Origin of the sequence: Robertmurraya sp. FSL W8-0741 (genome assembly GCF_038004005.1) — a bacterium.
In the GTDB taxonomy this organism is placed as follows: domain Bacteria; phylum Bacillota; class Bacilli; order Bacillales; family Cytobacillaceae; genus Robertmurraya; species Robertmurraya siralis.
Genome location: NZ_JBBOQG010000001.1, coordinates 3775517 through 3794945, shown reverse-complemented (window position 1 = coordinate 3794945; position 19429 = coordinate 3775517). Strand labels below are relative to the sequence as shown.

Here is a 19429-nt window from a genome sequence, read left to right as displayed (position 1 = left end):
ATGTGATAAATTCTACAGAATATAAATGGGAGTGTAAATGGTCATTTTCAAAATTGTCATAAAATATTTAAAGATGCATTTTATAGAGGTGTGAATGTGTGTTCCGTTAAATTACGAGATTTTTGGGGGATTTTAACGCACCTGACCAAGGATGTGATGGAAACTCATCCTTAGTCAGTGCAAAGATTTACAAATTCGCTTTGATTTCACTTGCTATTTGTTGATAGTCTTCCGGTTTATATTCGCTTTGGTGTGACTTCCAAACAGCTCCAAAGCCGTCACCTTCGCCATAGCGGGGAATTAAATGTAAGTGATAATGGAAAACGGATTGCCCAGCCTTTTCACCGTTATTATTAAGAAGATTTAAGCCAATTGGTTCGTATGCTCCTTTTATGGCATTTGCAATGTTCGGAACTATCTCAAAAAGATGGGCTGCTATTTCTGGCGTTAGTTCATATAAGTTTTCTTTATGTATTTTCGGAATGACGAGCGTATGTCCTTTTGTTACTTGACTAATATCTAGAAATGCTACTACATGCTCATTTTCAAATACTTTTGCTGCAGGGATTTCTCCAGCAACAATTTTGCAAAAAATACAATCATTCATTCTCAAAGCCCCTTTTCATATATTTTAGTATATTTTACCACAGGAATAACGTAAACAAAAAGAAGAACGGACAGGATTCACTTGGAATCCCGTCCGCCGGTTGAAGGGGAAATTTATTCCTTTTGTTCTGCAAATCGGGTTATTTCTCTTTGATAAACACCTCATTTTTACATGATTGTTATCTAGTGAGAAATCGATCTGTAGTTCAAGCGTACCATCCCCTTATTTCTTTATATGTTTCTCAACGTATAAAGCAGGTAGATAGTCTTTCGCCAACACCCCATTTTTATAAATGTGTGTAACGTTAGATCTTTTGGTTTACATGAACTGATTGTCCACTACAACCATCCCCTTATTGAACTTAGGAAGCTTAACTTAAGTGTTATATGCCTTAACAGACATCACTATAAAGTTTTGATGATTTTTACATCATCATATTACTTTCCCCTTCGAATATTATCATGCCCCATGCTCATTGAATTATGCATGTAGTATATGAAGGGAGAAAAGGTAGCTGCTGTTAGCATTTACAACAATTAGAAAAGGGCTATTTCTATTTTTTAGTAAAATAATTTGATAAAATGATGCTAACTAAGTGTAGGAGTTGTTGAAGATGACATTGCTGCAAATCAATGATGTAACAGGTGGCTATACTCGAAACCCTGTTTTAAAAAATGTCTCTTTTGAAGTCAATCAAAAGGAAATAGTCGGATTAATTGGCTTAAATGGAGCCGGGAAAAGTACGACGATTAAGCATGTTATTGGCTTAATGGAGCCGCAAAAAGGGGAGATTCTCATAAATGGAAAATCAATTCAGGATAATATGGAATCTTATCGAAGACAGTTCACTTTCGTACCTGAAACCCCGATTCTTTATGATGAATTAACATTAGATGAGCATTTGTCAATGACAGCGATGGCTTATGGGCTGGAGAAAAATATTTTTACAGAGAGAAAAGAGCAATTACTGAAGGAATTCCGCATGAATAAGCGCTTAAAGTGGTTTCCGGCCCATTTTTCAAAGGGAATGAAGCAAAAAGTGATGATTATGTGTGCCTTTTTGGTTCAACCGAATCTTTACATAGTAGATGAGCCATTTGTAGGGCTAGATCCATTAGGGATTCAATCACTTCTTGATTTAATGAAAAAAATGAAGGATGAAGGTGCGGGGATTTTAATGTCGACGCATATTTTGGCAACGGCGGAACGCTACTGTGATCGCTTTGTCATTTTACACGAAGGACATGTGAGAGCAAAAGGAACATTAGAAGAGTTAAGAAAGCAATTTTCGATGCCGAATGCTACTTTGGATGATCTTTATATTCAGTTAACAAAGGAAGAAGACTATGTTTGATGAAAAGGTTCTATGGAAGCAAAGGTTTGGAAATACAGTTAAAGAACTTGGCAAGTATTTTCGCTATATTTTTAACGGCCATGTCGTTATTATCCTCGTGTTTTTAATTGGAACTGCCGCTTACTATTATCAGGAATGGATTCGTACGTTGAGCGATGATTTTCCTGTAGCGCTCATAATGGCGATTATTTTAGCATTGGTGGCTACCTTCAGTCCTATTTTTACATTTTTATTGGAAGCTGACCGGATTTTTCTCATTCCTCTTGAAGAGAAGCTTAAACCTTATTTTCAACGTTCGATGATTGTAAGCTTTTTTGTGCAGGTGTATTTATTATTCATTGGGTTAGGCATTTTCATGCCGCTCTATGCTCATGTAAATGAAGGCAGCTACAGTGGTTTCTTTTTATTTTTTGTGCTCATGAGCCTGTTAAAAGGATTAAATATTATCATTCGCTGGAGAGTTCAATTATATGTCGATGTAAATGTGCATCGAATGGATTCGATGGTCCGTTATTTTGTAAACGGTGCATTTCTGTATTTGTTATTTTCACATGCCTCGCTTTGGTTTTTTATGCCGATTATCGTGATCTATGCCCTACTCTGTGCTTTTTATTTTTCACAGACAAAGCATATGGGGCTTAAATGGGATTATTTAATTGAGCAGGAAGAAAAGCGCATGATGTCTTTCTATCGATTGGCGAATATGTTTACTGATGTTCCAAAATTAAGGGATCAAGTGAAAAGGAGAAAATGGTTGGACTGGCTTTTGCGAATGTTGAAGTATCAGCATGAGAATGTGTATACACATTTGTATATACAGACATTCATTCGCGGTGGGGATTATTTAGGGATATTCATGCGCTTAACAATCATCGGAATACTCGCTCTTTATTTCATTACCTTTGGAAATGGACAAATATTGTTCGTTTTGTTATTTCTATTTCTTACTGGTTTTCAATTATTCCCTTTATGGAACCATCACCAAAATAAAATCTGGCTTCAATTGTACCCAGTAGCGGAATCATTGAAGAGCAGCTCGTTCAAGAAATTTTTGACGAAGATTTTAATGATTCAGACAATATTGTTATCAGTGCCCCTGTTTTTAAAAGCTGAATGGATTACTGCTTTGATAGCGATTGGTGCAGGTCTTGCTTTTAGTTATGTTTTTGTGAATTTTTATAGAAAAAAGTCGATTGTTGAGAAAGAAAACATATAATTGAATCCTCATGGGAAAGATAGTGGATATTTATTTGAAACCATTTTGATGGATAGTCGTATGCTATATTATCACGTTGTTAAAGGATGTATCCACGATGAACGATTACGAGCAAAAAGTTTACGAGGAAGTTCAAGCATGGAAAAGAAAGCTTTTGAAACGCTCCAATTTAATTAAGCGAGTATCAAAAAAAGCTCAGGATAAAATAAACGAAAAGATTCCGGAGAAAGTCCATAGTGTCATTACGGATAGCATTAAAAATATGGTAAAAATGACGGTAGCAGGTTCCAGTTTTACAACGAAAATGGAGATGGCAAGAAATTTATCGTTGGAAGAGAGAGAAAAAAAACTTGTGGAAAAAATTGCTGTTTATCAAAAAACAGCAACAGTTGAAGGTGCTGGTACAGGTGCTGGAGGAATTTTGCTCGGTTTAGCCGACTTTCCATTGCTCTTGTCCATTAAGATGAAATTTCTTTTTGAAGCGGCAGCAGTGTATGGTTTTGATACGAAGGAGTATGAGGAAAGGCTGTTTATCCTTCATATTTTTCAACTCGCTTTTTCAAGCGATGAAAAAAGAAAAGAGACGCTCCAAATCGTTGAGAATTGGGAGGAGCGGATAAAGGAAATTATTGATATGGATTGGCAGCAATTCCAGCAGGAGTATCGTGATTATATTGACTTTGTCAAAATGCTGCAGCTCCTGCCAGGAATCGGGGCTGTTGTTGGAGCATATGCAAATTACAACTTAATGGAGCATTTAGGAGAGGTTGCCAAAAATGCCTATCGTATTCGAATTTTAGCAAATGCGCCAAGGCTTTACTAAAATTAATCCAGATAAAACGCTGTTGATGTAATGTCGATGGCGTTTTTTTTTAGGATTTAAGTTTGCGCACTATCATTGTGTGAAAATGAGTGCGCAAATGACGAGAGCAGCACTGATCCATATAAGTAATAAAGAGAACCTGATTATCTTTTTCATAAGGCTTTGTTAAACAACGATATTAATATTGTTGCCAAATGATTTTTGGCTCATTTCGTGTGAAACCTTAGTTTCACACGTCTTTCAGCTATGCTGAAAGGTCTTCTGATTCCATGGAAAGAAAGGTGAAAACTCGTTTTTACCTTTCTTTCCATGGAATCAGAGAAAAAATGAGCAAAAAATCAACACCAAAATCTTTATTGAAAAGACCTCCTAGTAACAGAGCGATCTATTGAATCAGTCGTCTATTTTTACATATCGTTCTAATTTCTGTTCTTCTATGTAGGTAATCGTTTCCTTTGTTTTTGAATACAGGATAATTTGTTCTTGAATATTTGGATAAAGCTCTATGGAATATAAATCATTCAATTTAATCCACTTCACCCCGGTTTGGTTAGGGTCAGGATTAGCTGGCAGTTGGGGAGTGGTACCATTTATGATTTTACAATCAAACATGAGTTGCAACGATTGAACACCCCCATATTTATCGTTATTCAAGTGCGGAGCATATTCATAAACGAGCGCCAATGGTCCTACTTCCACATCAATGGATGCCTCTTCTTTCGCTTCTCTCATAACTGCCTCAATAACTGATTCATTAGCTTCCACGCCACCAGCTGGAAGATTATAATGTAAGCCTCGATGGTCATTGAATTCTACTAACAAAATAGAATTATTTTCGATAATAAGTGCACAAGCTCTAACTCTTATGTGGGAAGCCATGCCATCGCTCCATTCTTTTTGGTTTTTATTTCCTATCTTCGCATGAACTTTTCATAATGTAAAATAATTAGGAAATTTAAAATAATTTAATAATCTATGAGAAAATATTTTTATTTCTTTCGTTATTAATAGTGTAAAAGCTTTTACAAAAAAGTGAAGGAGAAAATTTATGAAATCCAATGAATCGAACTTTATCACACGTCTCCAAGCTGGAAAGGAAGATGCTCTTGAATATATTATTGATTGCTATCTGCCTCTTATAAAAGGAATTGTGCATAAAGTTATCGGACCACTTCGTCAGGAAGAGATGGTGGGGGAATGTGTAAATGATATTTTTCTATCCATCTGGCAAAAGGCCGAGAAATTTCGCGGCAATGGTGAGACAGATTTTAAGAAATGGATTTGTGCCATTGCTAAATATCGTGCGATTGATTATTACAGAAGGGGAGTCAAAAAGCAGGAACTCTCTTTGGAGCATATAAGAGTACCGCCTTCACCCTCGATGGAGGTTGAGCGCGAGGATGATCTGATGGAATTGCTCAGCCAGCTGGAACCGACCGATCAAAAGATATTTATGATGAGGTATTTGATGGATTTTAACTCAGAGGAAATTGCTGAACAGCTAGCAATGACGAAGTCAGCGGTTAATAACAGAATTCATCGTGGGAAAAAGAAGCTTAAACATGAAATCTCTAGTAAAGGTGGGAACTATTTATATGAAGGACATTTATGAACTTTTAAACGATGTTGACATTGATATAAATGAATTCGAGCATGTAGAAGTAAGCAAACATGAAAGAGAGCAAGTTAAAAAGGAATTAAAAAAGAAAATTCACATGAATAAACCTTCGAAATGGAAAAAAACAATGACTGCTGCCTCTATAGCTATTGGGATTTCCTCAGCTTCTCTATTTGGCTTATCATTTACGACTTTCGCAGAAGAGATTCCTATAATAGGCGGAATTTTCAAGCTCTTTAATGAAAATGGCTTGTATAAGGAGTATGATGCGAATGCGAATAAGCTCAATCTTGTGAAGGAAGGTCAAGGGATAAAAGTAACCCTCAATGAAGCGGTGTTTGATGGGCGTGCTTTATATGTAACATATGAGATTGAAAGTGAAAAAGATCTTGGTCCATCACCTGAAATTATTGGTTTTCCTGAAATTAAAGGGAGTCACACTTTCTTTCATGCAGGAAAATATGAGATAAAAAAGACGGGAGATCATCAGTACGTTGGTATGATGACTAGCAGACTTCTTATTAATGGAAAAGGATTATCAGAAGGTAACTTTGAATTAAATATAGAAGGATTTAAGATTGACTCTGCAATTGATGGAGAACAGATTAGCGGAAACTGGGATTTTGAGTTTGATTTAAAAACCACAAAACATCACGAGCAAGTAGTGAATCTTGTAAGAGAACAAAAGGGCATTACTTTTAATGTTACTAGGATCACGTATACGCCTATGTCGTTTATCGTCAATTACGATGTATCAATCAGTAAAGAAGTAGATGAAAAGTGGGACTTCGAATTTATTGATATTAAAGAAGTAAAAGATGATTTAGGGAATGTATATGTGAGTAGTTGGGACGGTGGGTATAGTGAAGGTGATATTTTCCATTATACTTATACTTTAGAAAAACTGAACCCTGGTGCATCGAAACTAATTGTAATACCGATAGTGAGACTCTTAGCAGCTGATGGAACAGATGAAAGGGGTAATGTGTATCGTGAAGAAAACAGTTCAGCCCCTGATGAGGTTTTTGAACTTGAACCAATTGTAATAGAAATTGAAAAATAAAATAGATTTTAAAAAAAGAAGTGGATATTTTTACAAGTAACAAAGGGGGCTATCCAAAAAGTATTGCGGCTGTTCAGAAATTCGTTTTCCTTTAAATTTTTGAGAGGCAGTATAAAGTATAACTTTTGGGAGCCCACTAATACTCTAGCTTGGAAGCTCCCAAAAAAGAAAGACTTTTTGATAGGGTTCATGAGGACAAAGATCACATAGATCCAAGAAACCTTATTCTCATAAAGAGCTCATGCGGACAAAGTATCCACAAATTGAGCTCGTTCTCATAAAGGGTTTATGAGGACGAGCTCAGGTGGATTTCGAGTATAAAATTGCAGAAACTATTGCCCTTAATTTGACCAATTCTCATTGCTGGGGCTTCGATTAAGCGCATATGAGTTTGGAATTATGGCATTAGCCTTTTACGTTAATTTAACTTATACGTTTCTCTTCTCTGTTATAATTTGACTTCAGAACTTTTGTCCAGCTCTATTACAGTGAAACCTCTTCCATTTGCACTTTATAGGTGAGTGCAGCAGACCCCAATGCTTTTGCGGCCACTAATAGCGCTTTTTCATCGATATCAAATTTTGGATGATGATGAGGATAGGCAATGGTTACCCCTTCTGGTTTCGCTCCTGTAAAGAAGAAGGTGCCTTTCACATGCTGTAAGTAGTAGGCAAAATCTTCTCCGCCCATTTGTAGTTCGGCTTCTTCCACCGTTTGGACAGAAGGGACGCTTTTAACACAATCCACAAGGAAATCCGTTTCCTCCGCATGATTGACGACAGCAGGGTAGCCTCTGTTGTATTCGTAGGAATAGTCACAGTTAGCAGCAAGGCATGTTCCTTTTACAATTCGTTCAATTTCATGTTCGATAAAGGAGCGAACCTCTTCATTAAATGTTCTTACGGTTCCAACAAGCTTCGCTTTATCAGCGATTACATTGAAGGCATTCTCAGCAACAAAGGAGCCGACAGAGATAACGGCAGAATCAATTGGATTCACTCTTCGACTGACAATTTGCTGTAGATTAAGAACGAGTTGAGAGGCGATGACAACTGAATCTTTCGTTCTGTGCGGTTGTGCCCCATGTCCACCTTGACCCTGGATCTCGATTTCAAAGCGGTCTGCGGCAGCCATAATCGGACCGGTGCGGTATTGGATTTTTCCGGTCGGTTCACTTGCCCAAAGATGGGTTCCGAAAATAACATCAACTCCATCTAAACAACCGTCTTTAATCATGGAAATGGCTCCACCTGGTGCATACTCCTCCGCATGCTGATGAATCATTACATATGTACCTTCTAATTCATCTTTTAGCTCATGCAGTACTTTAGCAAGAACAAGTAGTGTAGCTGTATGTCCATCGTGACCACAGGCATGCATGACTCCGGGATTAAGAGATTTATACGGTACATCATTTTCTTCTTGAATTGGAAGGGCATCGAAATCGGCACGAAGGGCGATCGTTTGTCCTGGTTTGCCACCGTGAATTTTGGCAACAACGCCATTACCGCCAACATTTCCCCTTACTTCAATTCCTAAATTTTCATAAAAGCTTTTAATGTAGTTGGCTGTATTAACTTCTTGAAAAGATAGTTCTGGATTTTGATGTAAATAGCGTCTGATTGATACCATTTCGTCGTAATAGCCTTCTAGCTTTGAATATAACTTTTCGAGCATAATCAACACTCCTTATTATAAAAAGATTTAGTCTTTTTTGATAATTATAACAGAAGTTTGCTAAGAAGACTTATGATTTATTTTGAGACACGAAAAAAAGGAAGCGGTGTTTAACTTCCTTTTGAAATTCGCTATTTTTCAGCCAAGTGCTGGATGGCATACAGACCATTTTAAATGAAACAAAAAATGAGTGTCAAAAAGCTAAGCTACGATCATGCGTGTAAGAACTTCACACAAACCGGATCTGGTACAGTAATATCGGATTGTAGTAGCGTTAGTTTACCTGTGTCTGGATTTCTTGAGAACAGCACCAAATTGCTTGATTCCTGATTGGAAGCAACGATAAAATTCTCTGACGGATCAATGGCAAAATCCCTTGGCCAGTTTCCTTCTGTAGCAATGTGCTCGACAAAAGTGAGCGTGCTCTTCGTTTCGTCAACTTTGAAAATTGCGATGCTATTATGACCACGATTGCCCGCATAAACAAATTGTCCGTCAGAGGAAATATGAATGGCGCTTCCTTGGTTATTTTCATGAAAGTCTCTAGGGAGAGTTGAAATGTATTGAACTTCATTAAAACTACCATCATGTTCATTATAACCAAGGACAATAACTTCCGAGCTAAATTCTGTCATCACATAGGCATATTTTTGATTTGGATGAAAGACAATGTGGCGAGGACCACTTCCAGCTTTTACAGATAGCTGATTTTTCTCTTGTAAGACTCCGTTTGAAACTTCATATGTATAAATTTTATCGCTTCCCAATTCCACTGCAATTACATATTTTTCATCTGGAGTAAAAGCAGAATAATGGGTGTGTGGTTTTTCCTGACGAGGGTCTGGCCCTGAACCATGGTGCTTCACAATTGAAGAGGCAGGAAGTAGTGTTCCGTCGTCATTGACTAAGTAGGAATCGATCGTTCCTTTGTGATAATTGGCAGAAAAGACGTTTTTATTTTTCTTACCTACACTCACGTGACATGGAGGTGCACCATCTGCTAATACTCTATTTAAGTGGGTGAGATCGCCTGTATGGTGATCAAGAGAGAAGGCTGTAACTCCACCAGCAGCTCCATCTTTTACAACTGAGTATACATACTGATTATCACTACTTACAGTTAAATAAGTTGGATTTTCCAACTCAGCTGCTAGCCGTACATCTGTGATTTTTTCCAGAACTGTATCCAAGGTAAATGAATAAATTCCTTTACTATCCCCTTTTGTATAAGTACCAATAAAACCAGTATATTTTGTCATTATAAATTCCTCCATCGCCTTATTAATCGCATTCATATCTTTTCCTTATACGTTCATAACATACTGCTGTAACCACCATCAGTGTACTAAAACATCAATGATACGTACAGTAATTTGTATTATCCATATTGTCAAGGGAGTGGAGCATTTATGAGCCTTCCAAAAGCTTTACCCTATGTAAAGAAATCGGGGCCTAAAAAACTAAGGCCCCGACATTTCGTTTTAAATTAAAAACATGGCAACAATTGTTGTCACGAAAAGACCGATTGTTACAGGTAATAGGTTTCTTCTAGCTAGTTCAAATGGATCAACATTACAGATTGCAGCGGCGGGAATTAATGCCCAAGGTATAAGAGTGCCAGCACCCACAAAAGACATCTTATCTAGCTGAAACAACAATGATCTCTCTCGGCTTTCCTGTTCCACGTTTATATTCGTCTTTTGTATCAATAACTATTTGCTTAAATAAACGAGTCATTAATTCTTTTTTATCGTAATCGTCCGCAACTTGCCATAAAGCATCAATATTATCAACAAGGTAATTTAGATCTTCTTGTTCAACATTTCCAGATTGATAATAGGCATTTAATTCTTTTGCGATTCTCTTTTCTTGAATTCTTAGAGCCTCAGTCTCGGATATCAATTCATCAATATCAATGATGTCCATTTTGAACATAGTTTTTTGTTTTTCGATTAATCTTTGAATAGACTTTAATTCTTTTTCTAATTCGCTTATATTCTCCATGGACGTATTACTGTCTTTAATAGGTCCTTTGACTATATCATCAAGCGAGGTTAATATTTTTTGAGTGAGGTTTTTTTCTAAGATGATATGGCTTGTACATTTCTTTCCTGCTTTTTTACCTGAACACCGATATGTTTTGACTCCTTTTGCCCCTTTATGTCCAGACATAGACGATCCGCACCTTGCACATTTGAGGATTGATGAAAAATAATAATTACTAGTCTCTCTTTTACCTCCGAAGGTTCTGCGTTTATCTAATTCCTCTTGAAGAGCCCAAAAGTCTTCTCTTGGAATAATTCTAGGATGGATGCCCTCATATAAATTTTGCTCTCTTGGTGGTTTTTTAGACTCTTCCTTTGTGTTGTTTGTGACATACCCAGCATAAACAGGGTTATTTGCAATATCTCTTACTGTGTCTACGTGCCAATCTCCGCCTTTTTTTGTAGGATACCCTAATTCAGTTAGCATTTTTGCTATTGTGTAAAAGCCTAGTTGTTTGGCTAGTTTAAATATCTTTTTAACAACCGGTTCCTCATTTTCGTTAATGGTAAGCAAATCATTTTCGTAATTATATCCATAAGGAGGAGTACCGCCCTTCCATTTTCCGAGCTTTACCTTTTTTTCAATTCCCATCTTTACTCGCTCTGCTAAGTTCTCACGTTCCCACTGAGCGATAGCTGCCACAAGAGTTATGAATAATCTCCCCATTGCATTAGTAGTATCATAAACTTCTGTTGCGCTTTTAAACTTACAATTGTGGTCATCTAAAATCTGGAGAATATTATACAAATCTAGAACAGACCTTGTTAATCGATCCAGACGATAGACTAACAGTACATCAATACCACCTTGTTTGATTCGATTAATCATTTTTTGAAAATAAGGGCGATCCATATCTTTGGCTGAGTATCCATCGTCAACTACTGTTTCGACTAGATCCCAGCCTTGAGAAACACAATAAGCCTCTAATTTTTCTGTTTGAGCTGCGATAGAGTATCCATGTTTCGCTTGTTCTTCTGTGGATACCCTAACGTAAGCAATACATTTCATTCAGTTTTCCTCCTAGAATTTAATGTCGAGAGGGGCCATATACCAAACTAATTTTCCTTTTAAATGAATGGGGTTGTATTCCTGTTCTTTGGAACTGAAAAACTGAGTCTTGATGTTGGGGTTATAACTTTCCGGTTCTAATGTTATCCCGTCTTGGAATTTATAAAATCTTTTAAGCGTAGCATCGTATCCATTAACTGATACAGCCGCAATGTCTCCATTTTTGATTTCTTCCGTTGGGTCTATTAAGGCAAGAGCTCCAGAAGGAATAACTTTATTCATGCTATCTCCTGATACTTTTACTAAAAATGCATCAGGATACATGTCAGCAATCTCTCTTGGCACATTAATCATTTCTTTTACTGGAATCATTTCAATGGGTATACCAGCTGCAATAGAGCCTAATAAAGGCATTGGAACTGAATCAGATCCATAGGTTTGTTGAGGCTCATTAATAGTTGAAACAATATTCTTATTTTCGATAATGTCACTTTTTAATATTCCAAAATGGTCGGCAATTTTTTGAATAGCTCCCATCCTAGGAGATTTTTCATTTTTCTCCCATGTTGATACAGCTTTATCAGAAACTCCAGCGATTTCTCCTAATTCTTTTTGAGATAAGTTATGTAATTCTCTTAGTTTTTTTATGTTTTCCCCGATACTCATTTCCGTTACCTCCGAACTAAATTATATAGACAATTATATACCTTAAGTAGAATATAATCAATAAAAAGTAGATTTATTTCTTCTTTTTGTAGAATTTTGTAGAAAAATAAGAAGTAAAAATGTTTTTGGTGTTGTTGACATTCTACTTTAAGTAGATTATTATGAGTTTGTAAAACAAATTAAGCGAGGTGAGAAACATGAATATCACTTTACGTCAGGCTAGATTGTTGAAAGGTCTTACTCAAAAAGAAGTAGCTGAAAAGTTGGGTGTCCATGTTCATACTTACAGTAAAATGGAAAAATGTCCTGATGAAGTTACAATTGGTGATGCTAAAAAACTTAGTGAAATTCTGCAGTTTAGTTATGACTTTATTTTTTTTAATGATAATTCTACTTTAAGTAGATATGAAAGGGGTGAATCTGCTACCTAAGGTAGAAAAATTGACAGATTTGTCTATCTGTCCACTCTGCATATAGTGCATTGAGGTGAAAACTTATGAAGGGGTTACCCGGTTTTGAATTAACGGAAGAAAAAGTAAAAGAATTAAAGCCAATTATCGAAAGAATCTTGTCCAAAAAATATGGGAGAGAAATTAAATTCATTAACTTAACTATTGGAGAAATATCAATCAATTGCGAGGAGGAAACCCAATAATGCAAAAAGACATTACACACCGTATTGCTTACTACACTCGAAAAGTAGCTGAGAGAGTTTCAATTCATCGATCAAAAGTATTACAGCCATCAATGACATACAGGGATATGCGCTTAATAGCCTATAAAAAGCGCATGAACGAATTAATTAAGCCTAATTAGAAGTGGTTAATTGCTGATTCTTTGCATACGGATTAATAGCTTAATAGACGGTAGCAACGTCAATGAAAATTAGGGGGTTGAGATATGGATCTTTGCGAAAACTGCAATGAACGCAAATCAACTAAGCTTTGCGATTATGCAGTAGGTACAGGAATAGTAACGAGTATTGATTTTCAAGAGTTAACTGAAACGTGTGATAAAAAACTTTGTCGTAAATGTGCAATTAACATTTGGGCAAATTGTGATGTGTGTCCAGAACATGCGGAACAAATAAAAGAAAAATTATCAAAAGCCTAGATGGCTTTCCTTTTTACCCAATGCGCGAAATTTGATGAACGATTTTAGTTCTAAAACTTGAAAGGGGAGAGAAACGATGGAACAACTTAAGATTTTTAATTTCAAGCAAAATGAAGTTCGTACAGTTCTTAAAGACGACGAACCTTGGTTTGTAGTAAAAGATGTTTGTGATGTTTTGGAAGTATCAAACCCTTCCAAGGCAGTGAGTAGGTTAGATGAGGATGAACGGTCTAACTTCAAGTTAGGGCGTCAGGGTGAAGTAAATATCATTAATGAATACGGGCTTTATTCGTTGGTATTATCAAGCCGCAAACCAGAAGCAAAAGAATTCAAACGTTGGATCACTCATGAAGTCATTCCGTCCATTCGAAAACATGGAGCATATATGACTGACCAAACATTAGAACAGGCGCTAACAAGTCCAGACTTCCTAATCAAGCTAGCAACCAATTTAAAAGAAGAACAGGTTAAGAGATTAGAAGCTGAACAAAAAGTAAAAGAGCAAAAGCCCAAAGTTCTTTTTGCTGATGCAGTTGAAACTTCTCAATCATCTATTCTAGTTGGCGAACTTGCAAAGATTCTCAAGCAAAACGGAGTGGAAATCGGGCAGAAACGATTGTTTGAATGGTTACGAGAAACTGGCTACCTGATTAAGAAAATAGGAGAAGAATTTAACAACCCTACTCAAAAAAGCATGGAATTAGGTCTCTTCGAAATTAAAAAGAGTGCCATCAACAATCCAGATGGAAGCATTCGAGTAACGAAGACACCAAAGGTAACAGGAAAAGGGCAAGTTTATTTCATTAATAAATTTCTCAACTACTCAGAAGGGAGGTAAAGACAGTGAAAATCAAAGCAGGCGAATGGTTAGCTTTAAGCTACGCAGACCGGTATATGGCAATTTACCGAACATTTGTTAAGAACCAATTGAAAGGGGGTGAAGAAGGTGAAAATCAGTAAAGAACTCTTACATTACGTAGCAGATGGGGATACACACATAAAGCTTTCAAGCGTGGAACACTCCACAAACCTTCGTGAAGTTGTAACTCTTGGCTATATGGCAGATGAGTATGAGGGAGGTGAGAAAAATGAAGATTAGTAGATTTTTAAAATTGCCGTTAAAGGATCGCATCATCATTTTACAGCAATTATCAAAAAGAAAGGGGTGAATCAGATGGATTTAAAAACTTTGGAGTACTTGGAGGAACGTGCTAAGAAAGCTAGGAAGATTGTTGACCGTATTGATGAGTTAACTTATAAGGCTGAAAAGATTTATGATACAAACCAAGTTTACTTTACTACTAAAAAAACAAGCGTGGCCCTAAATGGTTGTGAATTAGTAACAGATATTCAGAAACATGCACTTGAAGCCATCAATCGTGAAATATCTCGACTAGAAAAAGAACTAGCCGAACTGTAAGGGTGATGAGTTTGGAAACCGCAACATTGCGTTGTCCCAAATGCCACAAAGGTTTTCAAGTATTGGCAGATGAACAGTTTGACCACGGTTGTCCATATTGCGGATTTAGCCAAGAAAGCGAGGCGAAAACTATGATTCTTGATGTCTATGTTTGTCCTAAGAATCATGAATTTGCAGTTAAGGATGGGAAGGAACCAACGTTTTGTCCATTCTGCGGTTCAAAAGAAATTGAGTATAGTCACTCAGTAAATGAATAGGAGGAAAATGTTTTGAACATTATTTTTAAGCAATTAGTTCTTAAGAATTTTAAAAGTCACCAGGATATCACTGTTAACTTTGGCGAGCGAACAGATATCACCGGTGACAACGCTGTTGGAAAATCAACAATTGTTGAAGCTCCTTGCTATGTATTGTACGGCACAGACGCACTAGGTGGCAAGTTAGATCCGACACCGATTACTTACGATGCAGATGAGACATCGGTTTCGCTTTTATTAAATGTTGATGGAAAAGAATTATTGCTTGGTCGTGGATTGAAGAAGGGTAAGGCAGTTTATTACGTCAATGAAGTACCCAAAAAAGCTGGGGAGTTTAACAGAGTTGTTGAACAATTGGGCGAGAAAAATATCTTGTTATCCCTTTTGAATCCGTTCTATTTCTTCACTCTTACAAAGGACGAGCAGAGAGCAACATTGATGAAATATTTTTCAACTCCACCTAGTAAAGAAGTTTTGAAACACCTTCCAGAATTACTAGCTGAAAAACTAGGTACGCTACTTAAAAAACACAATTTAATAGACATAGAAAATCTGCATAAAGAAAACAAGAAAAACAAAGACAAGGCTTATATTGCTGCACAAAGTCGCACCAAGACACTTAAAGAACAATTAGACCAATTGCCGAAAGTAAACACTCCACTTGAATCACTCAAAGCAGAACTCGCTCAGGTAGATAAACAAGTGCGTGAGAAAGAAGCTTTGCTCGATAGCGCTGTTGAAAAGAATCAAGAATACTATTCAGTCCTTAACAAGTCAAAAGCCGTACAAGACCAAATCGACATGTCTAAGGAAAGATGGCCATCACTTAAAAACGAAGTGATTGAGGATACGTGTAGAACGTGCCAGCAACCATTAGATGAAAAGTCTGTTGAAGCTGTGAAAGCTGATAAAGAAAAGCGTATGGCTGAATACAAGGAGGGTCATAGTGCTCTCATAAAACAACGTGATGAGCTCAAAGAAAAGCTATCGGAACTTGACTTTATAGATGTTACAGAACTTCGTGAAGAGATTCGTTCCATTGATGAAAAAGGTCAGCCATTACGTGAAGCCATTAATGCATATTCACAGTTTACTAGATTGCAGGAGCAGGTGGCAGAAGCCGAAAAGGCAGAGCAGGAAACCCTTAACAGCCTAAACGATTTCATTTTCATTATTGATTCAATTAAAGCCTTTAAGGCCAAAGAAGCCGAGTTGCAAGCTGAAAAGGTACAAGCCTTATTCGATACGCTTTCCATTCGGTTATTCGAACAACAGAAAAACGGTGAACTCAAGAATACCTTTGAGATCGAAATGGACGGTAAACCATATCGCAAGCTTTCTCTTTCAGAAGGCATTCGAGCAGGTCTTGAATTGCGAGAAGTACTTGCACAACAGAGCGAGATTGTTGCTCCAGTATTTGTTGATAATGCTGAATCGATTACGAGATTTAAGCAGCCTTCAGGGCAGTTGATTACATGTCGTGTTGTGGCTGGGCAAGAGTTGAAGGTTGAGGTAAGTGAGCTATGAACAAGAAAAAAAGAATGGACATTCATAATCCACTCCATGCTCATATAATTGGTTGCTTAGCAAACATGGTTACTGTTGATGGATTGACACCTCATGAAGCTTTCGAGGTTCTTGATGACATTAAACAAAAAACATTTCACTCATTATCTGAATTGAAGAAAGGTGAAGGAAATGAAACAAGGTCGTAAACCCACTCGCAATCAAAAGAAACTCTTTATTGAATACGGTTTGAATCCGGCACACTGGCTCATCTTTAAGAAAATCAATGGTGAATTACATCTTGTACATCGCGAAACAGGCAAAACAAAGATATTACCAGATATCTAGGGTGATATTATGGGCAAATGTCATTGCAAGAACGGTAGAGGATTTTATCAAACCAAAGTAGATCCTGAAACACATCAAAGATATATAAAGTTTTGCGACCATGAGCCGGAGCCGAAATATAAACGCATGTGCGAAACGATTAAAAGAATTCAATCATATGAACCAACTAAGGAGGAAAAATATCATGTCAAACAATCAACTACAAGCATATCAAGGTTTAGCGTATGGGGAGTTAACTACTCAAGACATTGCAGTAGTAAGAAGCACAATTGCAAAAGATTGTAACGAGGAACAATTTAAACTATTCATGTCGATCGCAAAAGCAAGTGGGGCAAACCCAGTAATGAATGAGATTTATCCGGCTGTTCGTGGCGGTCAATTAACTGTCCAATTCGGAGTAGACTTCTTTGTTCGCAAGTCCAAAGAGAGTGATGGGTATCAAGGTTATGATGTGCAGTTAGTGCACGAAAATGATGAATTTAAAATGCATCAAGAAAAGGCAGAGGACGGTCGTTATTTTGTTGTCATTGATGAGCATTCTTGGGGCTTTCCTAGAGGTCGTGTAATTGGTGGTTATGCCATTGCCTATCGTGAAGGTTATAAGCCATTTACGGTCGTTATGGAAGTCGAAGAGGTAGAACATTTTAAGAAGTCCAATATCGGGATGCAGAAAACCATGTGGACAAATTATTTCAATGACATGTTTAAAAAGCATATGGCACGTAGAGCTTTAAAGGCTGCATTTGAACTCAACTTTGATGATGAAACGGTTGAGGGTGGCAATGACACTGTGCCTGAGTATCAGCCCCAAGGACGCAAGGACATCACACCTAATCAAGACATCATCGATGCTCCACCAACAAATGAGCCAACCGAAGAAGAAAAACAAATTAAATCCATCCGTACCAAAATCACTAAAAAGTTAAAAGATCTCGGTGTTGTTGGTAAGGAACAAGTAGCAGCTTATATCGCTAAAAACGCTCCTAAGATGGGTGAAAATCCTTCCATCGCTGAACTAACAGGATTGCTTGACATGATTCAAATGGAAATCGATATGAAAGAAATGCAAAACGGCGACGAATTGGAGTGATTTTAAATGACTCAGATAACTAAACGACATTTAGATTTTGTCCAAGAAGCCAAGGAAGCTTTTGAAGCTAGACCGTTGCTAGAAACCTATCATGGTCATGACTTAATTGCATTAAGGATGGGTGTGGATCGGGATTGTATAAACGTGTACGAACTTGGGGATGAAATTGCTAATTTTGTTCAACAAATGGAGCCTAATCCGAAACCAAGAAAAGTAGTTTCAGAGTTTGCGCATGATATGGATAAGCAATTGAAGGTTAATGATCACAAAGGTGGGTGGAATGACGAAGAACATCATTTCTTATCTGCACAATTAGCAAAAAATATGTTTGCTCTAAACCACGAACTCAAGAAATTAAACAAAGACAAACATGAAATCACCATTCGCTGTGCAAATATAGCCAATTTCGCCATGATGATCGCCGATAACGAGGGCGAGCATTTATGAAAGTAGACATCTTAGCTTCGGGGTCAGGTGGCAATTGTATAGCCTTGACCTCGGGCAACTCTACTATTCTAGTTGATGCTGGTATCGCGAAAACAAAGATAGATAAACGACTTGTCGAAATTGGAATCCAGCCAATTAATGTCCGATCTATTTTTATAACCCATGCTCATGGCGATCACATTAAAGGCTTGCCATTAGCAAACAAATACAACATTCCGGTATACGCAAGCGAAGGCGAATGGAAGGACATTAAAGTGGTTGAGGATAATCTAAAACGAGTCGTCAAATCAGGAAAAGGGATTGATTTTAAAGATGTATTCTACATTGAAGCCTTTAATACTCACCATGATGCATACGAACCCCTAGGGTATTCGATTTATGACTATGAGGGTAATCGATGCTCCATTTGCTTAGACACTGGACATGTGGATGACGAAATGATTTCCGCTATGGAGTTCTCTTCCATCTATATCATGGAAGCCAACCACGAGCCTAACATGGTTGAGGTATCTGATTATCCTAACAATGTCAAAGCTAGGATTCTATCAGATAACGGACATTTAAGTAATATGCAAACCGCAGAGGCGCTTTCTAGGCTTGTAACAGGTCACGGAGAGCGAATATACCTAACACACTTATCAAGCTCAAATAACATGCCTAAGCTTGCTGAAATGACAGTGAAAAAGGCGTTGTTTAAGAAAGGGTTCAAAGCAGGTGAACATTATGAAATCGAGGTGGTGTCATCATGAAAATAAAGACAATTAAAGTGTTGCGTGGAAGCAAAGGTTATATCGGAAAAGGAGAAGAATTTGAAGCTAGAATTCTTCCTTCAATGCCCTTTCAGTTCAATGCCCCTTTTCAAATCATCGAAGGGGAACATAGTGGAGTAATAATCCCGAGAGAAAATGCTATTGAAATCGAGAATGAAAAGATATACACCGTAAAGCAATGGAAAGACCAAGAGGACTATTACACTGAAAAACTAATAAAGGCAGAAGATAAAACCAAGCGTCTTGAAAAACTGGTGAATGAACTCACTAAGCAAATCGATCCGAAAAATAAAGAAATCGAAAAACTAACGTTTTTTGTTGAAATGTTGTCAACAGCACTAGAAGCATCATGCAAAGCCATTGAGGCACTAAAAGAGCAAAAAGCAAACTAGATTGGAGG

At 37.2% G+C, this 19429-nt stretch carries 27 protein-coding genes; 20 read left to right on the top strand and 7 right to left on the bottom strand.

Annotated features, from left to right (window positions below):
- Nucleotides 1-187: 187 nt before the first annotated feature.
- Nucleotides 188-607, bottom strand: coding sequence for an HIT family protein (locus NST02_RS18540; protein WP_212933964.1), 420 nt, complete (start codon nt 605-607; stop codon nt 188-190).
- A gap of 613 nt (nt 608-1220) precedes the next feature.
- On the opposite strand from NST02_RS18540, the gene NST02_RS18535 reads away from it, so the two are divergent.
- From NST02_RS18535 to NST02_RS18525, 3 genes are all read left to right on the top strand, one after another.
- The gene (locus tag NST02_RS18535) at nt 1221-1961 is read left to right on the top strand and encodes an ABC transporter ATP-binding protein (protein WP_095309854.1); all 741 of its coding nucleotides are present in this window, start codon (nt 1221-1223) and stop codon (nt 1959-1961) included.
- Entirely contained in the window at nt 1954-3177 is a 1224-nt protein-coding gene (locus NST02_RS18530) for an ABC transporter permease (RefSeq protein ID WP_340949531.1), read from the top strand. The genes NST02_RS18535 and NST02_RS18530 overlap by 8 nt, the downstream gene beginning before the upstream one ends.
- Before the next feature lie 97 nt (nt 3178-3274).
- Nucleotides 3275-4000: an EcsC family protein gene (locus NST02_RS18525; protein WP_340949529.1), complete on the top strand. Its 726-nt coding sequence runs from the start codon at nt 3275-3277 to the stop codon at nt 3998-4000.
- 393 nt (nt 4001-4393) lie between these two features.
- Here NST02_RS18525 and NST02_RS18520 read toward each other — a convergent pair whose 3' ends face one another.
- Complete coding sequence (locus NST02_RS18520; RefSeq protein WP_095309860.1) at nt 4394-4879, bottom strand: NUDIX domain-containing protein; 486 nt, start codon at nt 4877-4879, stop codon at nt 4394-4396.
- Between the two features lie 169 nt (nt 4880-5048).
- Between NST02_RS18520 and NST02_RS18515 the strand changes: the two genes are divergently transcribed.
- Together NST02_RS18515 and NST02_RS18510 are read left to right on the top strand one after the other, a co-directional pair.
- The gene (locus tag NST02_RS18515; protein ID WP_095309862.1) at nt 5049-5612 is read left to right on the top strand and encodes a sigma-70 family RNA polymerase sigma factor; all 564 of its coding nucleotides are present in this window, start codon (nt 5049-5051) and stop codon (nt 5610-5612) included.
- A complete protein-coding gene (locus NST02_RS18510; protein WP_170211280.1) occupies nt 5596-6681 on the top strand; it encodes a DUF4179 domain-containing protein in 1086 nt (361 codons plus the stop codon). The genes NST02_RS18515 and NST02_RS18510 overlap by 17 nt, the downstream gene beginning before the upstream one ends.
- Before the next feature lie 483 nt (nt 6682-7164).
- Here NST02_RS18510 and NST02_RS18505 read toward each other — a convergent pair whose 3' ends face one another.
- The 5 genes from NST02_RS18505 to NST02_RS18485 form a co-directional block, all read right to left on the bottom strand.
- Nucleotides 7165-8358 carry a M20 family metallopeptidase gene (locus tag NST02_RS18505; protein WP_095309866.1) on the bottom strand — a complete coding sequence of 398 codons (1194 nt, stop codon included), beginning with the start codon at nt 8356-8358 and terminating at the stop codon, nt 7165-7167.
- A gap of 212 nt (nt 8359-8570) precedes the next feature.
- A complete protein-coding gene (locus NST02_RS18500) occupies nt 8571-9617 on the bottom strand; it encodes a lactonase family protein (protein WP_095309868.1) in 1047 nt (348 codons plus the stop codon).
- Nucleotides 9618-9839: 222 nt separating this feature from the next.
- Complete coding sequence (locus NST02_RS18495) at nt 9840-10013, bottom strand: hypothetical protein (RefSeq protein ID WP_340950047.1); 174 nt, start codon at nt 10011-10013, stop codon at nt 9840-9842.
- Nucleotides 9997-11412, bottom strand: coding sequence for a recombinase family protein (locus NST02_RS18490; RefSeq protein ID WP_340949523.1), 1416 nt, complete (start codon nt 11410-11412; stop codon nt 9997-9999). Before NST02_RS18490 ends, NST02_RS18495 begins: the two co-directional genes overlap by 17 nt.
- Nucleotides 11413-11424: 12 nt before the next feature.
- On the bottom strand, nt 11425-12078 hold the full coding sequence (locus NST02_RS18485; RefSeq protein ID WP_340949521.1) for a LexA family protein: 654 nt from the start codon (nt 12076-12078) through the stop codon (nt 11425-11427).
- A 197-nt stretch (nt 12079-12275) separates the two neighbouring features.
- On the opposite strand from NST02_RS18485, the gene NST02_RS18480 reads away from it, so the two are divergent.
- From NST02_RS18480 to NST02_RS18415, 15 genes are all read left to right on the top strand, one after another.
- The gene (locus NST02_RS18480; RefSeq protein WP_340949516.1) at nt 12276-12509 is read left to right on the top strand and encodes a helix-turn-helix transcriptional regulator; all 234 of its coding nucleotides are present in this window, start codon (nt 12276-12278) and stop codon (nt 12507-12509) included.
- Nucleotides 12510-12574: 65 nt separating this feature from the next.
- Nucleotides 12575-12733 (top strand): hypothetical protein, encoded by a 159-nt coding sequence (locus NST02_RS18475; RefSeq protein ID WP_340949514.1) that lies wholly within the window; start codon nt 12575-12577, stop codon nt 12731-12733.
- The gene (locus tag NST02_RS18470; protein WP_340949511.1) at nt 12733-12894 is read left to right on the top strand and encodes a hypothetical protein; all 162 of its coding nucleotides are present in this window, start codon (nt 12733-12735) and stop codon (nt 12892-12894) included. Before NST02_RS18475 ends, NST02_RS18470 begins: the two co-directional genes overlap by 1 nt.
- Nucleotides 12895-12978: 84 nt before the next feature.
- A complete protein-coding gene (locus NST02_RS18465; protein ID WP_340949509.1) occupies nt 12979-13191 on the top strand; it encodes a hypothetical protein in 213 nt (70 codons plus the stop codon).
- A 76-nt stretch (nt 13192-13267) separates the two neighbouring features.
- Entirely contained in the window at nt 13268-14029 is a 762-nt protein-coding gene (locus NST02_RS18460) for a phage antirepressor (protein ID WP_212933170.1), read from the top strand.
- Between the two features lie 108 nt (nt 14030-14137).
- Nucleotides 14138-14290 carry a hypothetical protein gene (locus NST02_RS18455; protein WP_340949508.1) on the top strand — a complete coding sequence of 51 codons (153 nt, stop codon included), beginning with the start codon at nt 14138-14140 and terminating at the stop codon, nt 14288-14290.
- Nucleotides 14291-14365: 75 nt separating this feature from the next.
- Nucleotides 14366-14611 carry a hypothetical protein gene (locus NST02_RS18450; protein ID WP_340949507.1) on the top strand — a complete coding sequence of 82 codons (246 nt, stop codon included), beginning with the start codon at nt 14366-14368 and terminating at the stop codon, nt 14609-14611.
- A gap of 11 nt (nt 14612-14622) precedes the next feature.
- The gene (locus NST02_RS18445) at nt 14623-14868 is read left to right on the top strand and encodes a hypothetical protein (RefSeq protein ID WP_340949506.1); all 246 of its coding nucleotides are present in this window, start codon (nt 14623-14625) and stop codon (nt 14866-14868) included.
- A 12-nt stretch (nt 14869-14880) separates the two neighbouring features.
- Nucleotides 14881-16395, top strand: a complete 1515-nt coding sequence (locus NST02_RS18440; RefSeq protein WP_340949505.1) for an ATPase — start codon at nt 14881-14883, stop codon at nt 16393-16395.
- The gene (locus NST02_RS18435; protein ID WP_340949504.1) at nt 16392-16583 is read left to right on the top strand and encodes a hypothetical protein; all 192 of its coding nucleotides are present in this window, start codon (nt 16392-16394) and stop codon (nt 16581-16583) included. Before NST02_RS18440 ends, NST02_RS18435 begins: the two co-directional genes overlap by 4 nt.
- On the top strand, nt 16567-16722 hold the full coding sequence (locus NST02_RS23805) for a DUF6906 family protein (RefSeq protein ID WP_445678160.1): 156 nt from the start codon (nt 16567-16569) through the stop codon (nt 16720-16722). The genes NST02_RS18435 and NST02_RS23805 overlap by 17 nt, the downstream gene beginning before the upstream one ends.
- Before the next feature lie 184 nt (nt 16723-16906).
- Nucleotides 16907-17812 (top strand): recombinase RecT, encoded by a 906-nt coding sequence (locus tag NST02_RS18430; protein ID WP_340949502.1) that lies wholly within the window; start codon nt 16907-16909, stop codon nt 17810-17812.
- Between the two features lie 6 nt (nt 17813-17818).
- Complete coding sequence (locus NST02_RS18425) at nt 17819-18259, top strand: hypothetical protein (RefSeq protein WP_340949500.1); 441 nt, start codon at nt 17819-17821, stop codon at nt 18257-18259.
- The gene (locus tag NST02_RS18420; RefSeq protein WP_340949498.1) at nt 18256-19008 is read left to right on the top strand and encodes an MBL fold metallo-hydrolase; all 753 of its coding nucleotides are present in this window, start codon (nt 18256-18258) and stop codon (nt 19006-19008) included. The genes NST02_RS18425 and NST02_RS18420 overlap by 4 nt, the downstream gene beginning before the upstream one ends.
- Nucleotides 19005-19421 (top strand): hypothetical protein, encoded by a 417-nt coding sequence (locus NST02_RS18415; RefSeq protein ID WP_340949496.1) that lies wholly within the window; start codon nt 19005-19007, stop codon nt 19419-19421. The genes NST02_RS18420 and NST02_RS18415 overlap by 4 nt, the downstream gene beginning before the upstream one ends.
- Nucleotides 19422-19429 lie beyond the last annotated feature (8 nt).

What these genes read in the sequence shown, in the direction of transcription:
- NST02_RS18540 (WP_212933964.1), bottom strand. Translation starts at nt 607, where the DNA reads ATGAATGATTGTATTTTTTGCAAAATTGTTGCTGGAGAAATCCCTGCA.
- NST02_RS18535 (WP_095309854.1), top strand. Translation starts at nt 1,221, where the DNA reads ATGACATTGCTGCAAATCAATGATGTAACAGGTGGCTATACTCGAAAC.
- NST02_RS18530 (WP_340949531.1), top strand. Translation starts at nt 1,954, where the DNA reads ATGTTTGATGAAAAGGTTCTATGGAAGCAAAGGTTTGGAAATACAGTT.
- NST02_RS18525 (WP_340949529.1), top strand. Translation starts at nt 3,275, where the DNA reads ATGAACGATTACGAGCAAAAAGTTTACGAGGAAGTTCAAGCATGGAAA.
- NST02_RS18520 (WP_095309860.1), bottom strand. Translation starts at nt 4,879, where the DNA reads ATGGCTTCCCACATAAGAGTTAGAGCTTGTGCACTTATTATCGAAAAT.
- NST02_RS18515 (WP_095309862.1), top strand. Translation starts at nt 5,049, where the DNA reads ATGAAATCCAATGAATCGAACTTTATCACACGTCTCCAAGCTGGAAAG.
- NST02_RS18510 (WP_170211280.1), top strand. Translation starts at nt 5,596, where the DNA reads ATGAAGGACATTTATGAACTTTTAAACGATGTTGACATTGATATAAAT.
- NST02_RS18505 (WP_095309866.1), bottom strand. Translation starts at nt 8,358, where the DNA reads ATGCTCGAAAAGTTATATTCAAAGCTAGAAGGCTATTACGACGAAATG.
- NST02_RS18500 (WP_095309868.1), bottom strand. Translation starts at nt 9,617, where the DNA reads ATGACAAAATATACTGGTTTTATTGGTACTTATACAAAAGGGGATAGT.
- NST02_RS18490 (WP_340949523.1), bottom strand. Translation starts at nt 11,412, where the DNA reads ATGAAATGTATTGCTTACGTTAGGGTATCCACAGAAGAACAAGCGAAA.
- NST02_RS18485 (WP_340949521.1), bottom strand. Translation starts at nt 12,078, where the DNA reads ATGAGTATCGGGGAAAACATAAAAAAACTAAGAGAATTACATAACTTA.
- NST02_RS18480 (WP_340949516.1), top strand. Translation starts at nt 12,276, where the DNA reads ATGAATATCACTTTACGTCAGGCTAGATTGTTGAAAGGTCTTACTCAA.
- NST02_RS18475 (WP_340949514.1), top strand. Translation starts at nt 12,575, where the DNA reads ATGAAGGGGTTACCCGGTTTTGAATTAACGGAAGAAAAAGTAAAAGAA.
- NST02_RS18470 (WP_340949511.1), top strand. Translation starts at nt 12,733, where the DNA reads ATGCAAAAAGACATTACACACCGTATTGCTTACTACACTCGAAAAGTA.
- NST02_RS18465 (WP_340949509.1), top strand. Translation starts at nt 12,979, where the DNA reads ATGGATCTTTGCGAAAACTGCAATGAACGCAAATCAACTAAGCTTTGC.
- NST02_RS18460 (WP_212933170.1), top strand. Translation starts at nt 13,268, where the DNA reads ATGGAACAACTTAAGATTTTTAATTTCAAGCAAAATGAAGTTCGTACA.
- NST02_RS18450 (WP_340949507.1), top strand. Translation starts at nt 14,366, where the DNA reads ATGGATTTAAAAACTTTGGAGTACTTGGAGGAACGTGCTAAGAAAGCT.
- NST02_RS18435 (WP_340949504.1), top strand. Translation starts at nt 16,392, where the DNA reads ATGAACAAGAAAAAAAGAATGGACATTCATAATCCACTCCATGCTCAT.
- NST02_RS23805 (WP_445678160.1), top strand. Translation starts at nt 16,567, where the DNA reads ATGAAACAAGGTCGTAAACCCACTCGCAATCAAAAGAAACTCTTTATT.
- NST02_RS18430 (WP_340949502.1), top strand. Translation starts at nt 16,907, where the DNA reads ATGTCAAACAATCAACTACAAGCATATCAAGGTTTAGCGTATGGGGAG.
- NST02_RS18425 (WP_340949500.1), top strand. Translation starts at nt 17,819, where the DNA reads ATGACTCAGATAACTAAACGACATTTAGATTTTGTCCAAGAAGCCAAG.
- NST02_RS18420 (WP_340949498.1), top strand. Translation starts at nt 18,256, where the DNA reads ATGAAAGTAGACATCTTAGCTTCGGGGTCAGGTGGCAATTGTATAGCC.
- NST02_RS18415 (WP_340949496.1), top strand. Translation starts at nt 19,005, where the DNA reads ATGAAAATAAAGACAATTAAAGTGTTGCGTGGAAGCAAAGGTTATATC.